This is a genomic window from Allokutzneria sp. NRRL B-24872 (assembly GCF_002155965.1).
Lineage (GTDB): Bacteria > Actinomycetota > Actinomycetes > Mycobacteriales > Pseudonocardiaceae > Allokutzneria.
In genome coordinates, this window is record NZ_MUMH01000179.1 from 1 (window position 1) to 5,657 (window position 5,657).

Annotated in this window: 5 protein-coding genes and 1 pseudogene; all 6 read right to left on the reverse strand. The window is 69.5% G+C overall.

The annotated features are described in order from the left end of the window. Positions 1-77: 77 nt before the first annotated feature. Positions 78-854, reverse strand: coding sequence for an SGNH/GDSL hydrolase family protein (locus tag CCN37_RS34115; protein WP_246843479.1), 777 nt, complete (start codon positions 852-854; stop codon positions 78-80). Positions 855-955: 101 nt separating this feature from the next. Beyond that, positions 956-1,957 (reverse strand): N-acetylglucosamine kinase, encoded by a 1,002-nt coding sequence (locus CCN37_RS34120; protein ID WP_256388100.1) that lies wholly within the window; start codon positions 1,955-1,957, stop codon positions 956-958. A gap of 169 nt (positions 1,958-2,126) precedes the next feature. Beyond that, on the reverse strand, positions 2,127-3,392 hold the full coding sequence (locus tag CCN37_RS34125; RefSeq protein WP_086828969.1) for a 6-phospho-beta-glucosidase: 1,266 nt from the start codon (positions 3,390-3,392) through the stop codon (positions 2,127-2,129). Continuing rightward, positions 3,392-4,261, reverse strand: a complete 870-nt coding sequence (locus tag CCN37_RS34130; RefSeq protein WP_086828971.1) for a carbohydrate ABC transporter permease — start codon at positions 4,259-4,261, stop codon at positions 3,392-3,394. Before CCN37_RS34130 ends, CCN37_RS34125 begins: the two co-directional genes overlap by 1 nt. Further along, complete coding sequence (locus CCN37_RS34135) at positions 4,258-5,238, reverse strand: carbohydrate ABC transporter permease (protein ID WP_210408325.1); 981 nt, start codon at positions 5,236-5,238, stop codon at positions 4,258-4,260. Before CCN37_RS34135 ends, CCN37_RS34130 begins: the two co-directional genes overlap by 4 nt. Continuing rightward, a pseudogene (locus CCN37_RS34140) lies at positions 5,235-5,657 on the reverse strand (ABC transporter substrate-binding protein); the annotation flags it as partial. The pseudogene CCN37_RS34140 and the gene CCN37_RS34135, both read right to left, overlap by 4 nt.

Genomic DNA, 5,657 nt, shown 5'->3' on the forward strand with positions numbered 1-5,657 from the left:
ACTTACGAGACAGCCCTTAGCGGGAAAGAGAGCGTTTGCGTCTCCCGCTATCGGTACGAAACGGGGTTTTGAGCGGGTCAGCGGTCGCAGGTGGAGTCGGCGAGTTCGATGAGCTCGGGGCGCTTCGGCTGGAGGTTGTCGCCCATGGACACGCCGCGGATCTGCCTGCCGACCCACGGCACCAGGTGCGCGCGGGCCCAGTGCAGGTCGCCCCGGCGCAGGGTCACCCAGGTCGCGGGCGGCTCCTCCGGCAGCGGCGTCGCCCAGTCCTCCTCCACCGGAACACCGAGGGCCTCGCAGGTCCGCAGCGCCACGCGGTGGTGGCCTTCCGGCGTCAGGTGGAGGCGGTCGTCGCTCCACATGCGACGGTCTTGGAGCACGCGCATCGACCACAGGTCGACGACGAGGCAGTCGTAGCGGTCGGCGATCGCGCGCAGGTGCGCGTTGTAGGTGGCGACCTTGCCGCGAACGCGGCGCAGCACCGGGGTGTCCCGGGTGTCGAAGCCGGTGAAGACCACGACCTGGCTGCCCGCCGCGCGCAGCTCGCTGACCGCGCTCTCGTACAGCTCGGCCAGCGAGTCCGGGTCCGCCGACGGCATGATCAGGTCGTTGCCGCCGCCGCAGAGCGTCACCAGGTCGGGGCGCACGGAGCTGACCAGCGGGACCTGCTCCGCCACGATCTCGCCGAGCAGCTTGCCCCTGATGGCGAGGTTCGCGTAGCGCAGACCGGGGTTGAGCACGGCGAGCCGCTCCGCCGTGCGGTCGGCCCAGCCGCGGAACTGGCCGTTCGGGCCCGGGTCGTCGAGCCCCTCGGTGAAGGAGTCACCGATCGCGACGAAAGATCCCCACTTCACGACGTCCCTCCCAGTGCTGATGTCCTACGCCGTCGTCATCCTCCCACCGTAACTTGACACACCGTCAGATAACCTGCGAGATCTGCCCGATGCGGGGACCATCACGCCGCTACCGGCGAGGGCAGGGCGGCTCCGCGCAGCGCGGCCTCGGCCGCAGAGCCCGCTCCGAGGGCGTCGAGCCCCCACAGCGCGGCTCCCACCACGGGCGGCAGGTCGACCAAGCGCAGCTCCGCCAGCGGAGCCACCGCGCGGCACCGGTCGCCGACCTTCTCCAGCAGCTGACCGGACGCGCCGGTCAGCACGCCGCCGCCGAGCACGACGGGCACCGGCTCGGACGTCAGCCCGAGCCGCCGCAGGCTCACTCCGGCGAGCAGGCCGATCTCGTCGGCGAGCCGGTCGACCACGGTGCCCGCGACCGCGTCCCCGGCCGCCGCGACCTCGAACAGCACCGGCGACAGCGCGTGCCTGGCGGAGTACAGGTCGAGTTCGCCGAAGTGCAGCCCCTCGATCACCTCGGCCATGCTCGCCGCCCCGAAGTGCGCCAGCACGGCGGGCAGCAGCGCGGTCGGCTCGCCCCGGCCGTCGTCGGCGCGCGCGGCCAGCCACAACGCCTCCTCGCCCATCTGCGGGCCACCGCCCCAGTCGCCGGAGATCCGGCCGAGCGCGGGGAAGCGGTGGACGCGCCCGTCCGGTGCCACGCCAGCGGCGTTGATCCCGGCGCCGCACACCACGGCCACGCCGACGCCGTCACTGGTGCCCGAGCGCAGCAACGCGAAGATGTCGTTGGCCACCACGGTGGAGGACGACCAGCCGCGCGCGCTGACGGCCTCGATCAGCAGCTCCTCCTCCCTGGGCAGGTCGGCCCCGGCCAGGTAGGCGGCCGTGTGCGTGGCGAACGGAGCTTCGCCGGAGAGCCCGGCGGCCCGCGCGGCGCTCGCTGCCAGCTCGGCGAAGCAGTCCAGGCTCTCTTGCACGCCAACGGTTTGCGGGGACGCGCCGGGGCCGCGAACCCGGGAGAGCACCTTGCCGTCGATGTTCACCAGCATCACGTCGGTCTTGCTGTTGCCGCCGTCGATGGCGAGCACGGTCTGTTCGGCCGTCACGTCGTCTCCCCCTGCCGCCGCACGGCGATCAGCCCGCGAACGACGATCTCCCGCGCTCGGTCAGCCGTCCTGAAACACGGGAAATCCGTGTGAGAGCGCTCTCTCCTTGGCCGTGCCTCCGCGGCGAGAAGCTCGCGGAGGGTCCTGATCGGCCGGCCCTCCTGCCGGTTCACGACGTGGCCCAGGGCAGGTGGTCGCGGTTCTCCGCCACCAGGTCGTCGGCCAGCTTCTCGGCGAGGGTGAACTGGCCGACCAGCGGGTGCGCCAGCAGCGCGTCGGCGACGCGGTCCCGGCCGCCGTGCACAGCGGCCTTGAGCGCCAGCTGCTCGTAGGCCGTCACGTGCGCGATCAGCCCGGAGAACTCCGGCGGGACCTCGGCGACGGGCAGCGGGACCGCGCCGTTGGTGTCCACAGTGGATGGAACTTCGATCACCGCGTCCGATGGCAGGAAGGGCAGCGTGGAGCCGTTGCGCACGTTGACGACGTGCTCCTCCGCGTCGCCGCCGCCGGTCAGCGCGTGCACCAGCTGGATGGCCGCCTCGGAGTAGTACGCGCCACCGCGCTCGGCCAGCTCCTTCGGCTTGGTGACAACGTTCTCGTCCGAGTAGATCTTCATCAGCTCGTGCTCGACGTCGGTCACCACGTCCGCGCGCGGGCGCTCATCGCGTTGCTTCGCAACGATCTCGTCGTGCGAGTAGAAGTACTTCAGGTAGTACGAGGGCAGCACGCCGAGCCGTCGCAGCACGTCGGCGGGCAGCTCCAGGTCAGCGGCGATCTCGTCGGCGTGGTCGGCGATGAGCTGCGGCAGCACGTCGCGACCGTCCACCAGCACCTGCCGCGTCCACGTGAGGTGGTTGAGCCCGACGTGGTCGAGCTTCACCTCCTGCGGATCGCGGCCGAGGATGCCGGAAACCAAGCGCTGCAACGTGATCGCCACGTTGCACAGGCCGACCGCGCGGTGCCCGGCCTCCAGCAGCGCGCGCGTGACGATGCCGACCGGGTTGGTGAAGTTGACGATCCAGGTGTCCGGCCCGGTCACCGCGCGCACGCGCTCGGCGATGTCGAGCACCACCGGGACCGTGCGCAGCGCCTTGGCCAAGCCGCCCGCGCCCGTGGTCTCCTGGCCGAGACAGCCGCAGTCCAGCGGGAACGTCTCGTCGGAGCGCCGCGCCGCCTGGCCGCCAACGCGCAGCTGGAACAGCACGGCGGAAGCGCCCTCCGCGCCCTCCTCCAGGTTCGAGGTGGTGCGCACGCGCGCCGGGTGCCCCGCGTGGTCGAGCAGCCGCTGGGAGAACGGCCCCACGACGGAGAGCCGGTCGTGGTCGGGGTCGACGAGCACGATCTCGTCGACCTTGAGACTGGTGCGCCTGCCCGCGATCCCGTCGATCAGTTCGGGTGTGTACGTCGAGCCGCCGCCGACAACGGTGAGCTTCATCAGCCTTTGACCCCCGTGAACGTGATGCCTTTGACGAAAGACTTCTGGGCGAGCAGGAACAGCACGATGGCCGGAGCCATGATCAGCACCGTCGCCGCCATGGTCAGGTTCCACTGCACCTGGTGCGATCCCCGGAAGGACGCCAGCGCCAGCGAGAGCGTCCAGTTCTCCTGGTTCTCCCCGGAGTAGAGCAGCGGGCCGAAGTAGTCGTTCCAGGTGAACAGGAAGCAGAACAGCGCGGTCGCCGCGATACCGGGCTTGGCCATCGGCACCAGCACCCGCACGAGCGCGGTGAACTCCGAGCAGCCGTCGATCTTCGCCGCGTCGATGTAGTCCTGCGGGATGGTCAGGAAGAACTGGCGCAGCAGGAAGACGCTGAACGCGTCGAAGAGGAAGTACGGGATCACCAAGGGCCACAACGTTCCCGTGAGCCCGAAGCTGATCCACATGTCGTACAGCGGCACCGAGACCACCTGCGGCGGCAGCATCATCGCCGCGACCACGAGCAGGAAGACCACGTTGCGACCGCGCCACTTCATCCGCGCCAGCGCGTAGGCCGTCGGGATCGCCGACAGCATCACGCCGAGCGTGGCCAGCAGCGAGTACAGCAGCGTGTTCCCCATGTACTGCAACATCGGGGCCTTCTCGAACACCTTCAGGAAGTTCTCGAAGTGCCACTCCTGCGGCCACAACGTCGAGGACAGCGCCTGCTGGTCGGACATCACCGCGGTGAGGAAGACGAACACGATCGGCATGGTGAAGCCGATCGCCAGCGCGATGCCGATGCTGTGCGTGGCGATCCACTGGAGCTTGCGGTCCCAGGAACCCTTGCGCTGCTTGGCTTTCCGTGGAGCCAGAGTGGTGGTCATCCGCCCTCCTCGACGTGCGAGGCCCTGCGCATCTGGCGCACCAGGATCGCGGTGAAGACGAAGGACACCGCGAACAGCAGCACCGCCATCGCCGCCGCGTAGCCCATGTTGAAGTACCGGAAACCCTGTGTGTACAACCACATCGGGTAGGTCAGCGTGGAGTTCTGCGGGAAGCCGAGGATCTTCGTCGAGCCCGCCACGTCGGCCGAACCCGACGCCACCGAGCCCGCGACCACGGCCTGGGTGAAGAACTGCAACGCGAAGATGATCGAGTTGACCACGCCGAACATCAGCACCGGCGAGATCGTCGGCAGCGTGATGTGCCAGAACTTGCGCACGGGCCCCGCACCGTCCAGCTCGGCCGCCTCGTACTGCTCCTGCGGCACGTCCAGCAGCGCCGCCAGAATGATGATCATCAGCTCGCCGGAGCCCCACAGCACGAGCAGCGTCAGCGCGGGCTTGGCCCACTCCGGATCGCTGAACCACAGCGGGGACTCGATGCCCACGAAGTTCAGGAAGGCGTTGACCGGTCCGAACTCCGGGTTCAGCAGGAAGCTGAACACCAGCGTCGCGGCGACCGGGGGCGCGAGCGACGGCAGGTAGCACAGCGTCCGGATGATGCCGACGCCGCTCTTCAGCCGTGCGATCACCGAGGCGACGCCGAGCGCGAACGCCACCCGTGCCACCGTGAGCACCACGACCAGCCACAGCGTGTTCCACGCGGCGACCTTCACCAACGGCTCGCTGGTGAACATCCGCACGTAGTTGTCGAACCCGATCCACTCCGGGGCGTTGATCAGGTCGTAGCGGGTGAGCGAGAAGTAGACCGTGGCGATCAGCGGGTAGCCGAAGAACACGACGAACCCGACGATCGCGGGCGACATGAACGCCAGCACGGTCCACTTGGTGCGGGCGCGCGGTCTCGCCGTGCGGCGGGGCGCTGGGGCCACCGCCGCACGGTCCAGCGTCGTGGTCACTTCCCGCTCTGCGCGAGCGCGTCGTTGATCTGCTGGTCGACCTTCTTCAGGCCCTCGTCGAGGTTGGCGACCTTGCCGGCCTGCCACTCCGCCGCGAAGTCGTTGACCGCCTTGAGGTGCGCGTCACCGATCGGGGTCGGCGGGTTGGACCACAGCTTGCCGCCGCCGTAGAGGTCGATGAAGGTCTTGAACTGCGGGCTCACCTGGAGCCTCGGGTCCTTCAGCGCGGCGTCGGTGCTCGGCACGTTCTTGATCGCGTTGGAGAGGTTGACCAGGGTGTCGGTCTCCAGCGTCATGTGCTTGATCAGCTCCCACGCGGCGCCGGGGTTCTTGGCGCCCTTGGGAATGCCGACGATCGTGCCGGTGGCGAAGGCGCCGTCGGCGCGGTCCGGGCGGGCGGGGGAGTGCGGGAACGGGGC

What these genes read in the sequence shown, in the direction of transcription:
- CCN37_RS34130 (WP_086828971.1), bottom strand. Translation starts at nt 4,261, where the DNA reads ATGACCACCACTCTGGCTCCACGGAAAGCCAAGCAGCGCAAGGGTTCC.
- CCN37_RS34125 (WP_086828969.1), bottom strand. Translation starts at nt 3,392, where the DNA reads ATGAAGCTCACCGTTGTCGGCGGCGGCTCGACGTACACACCCGAACTG.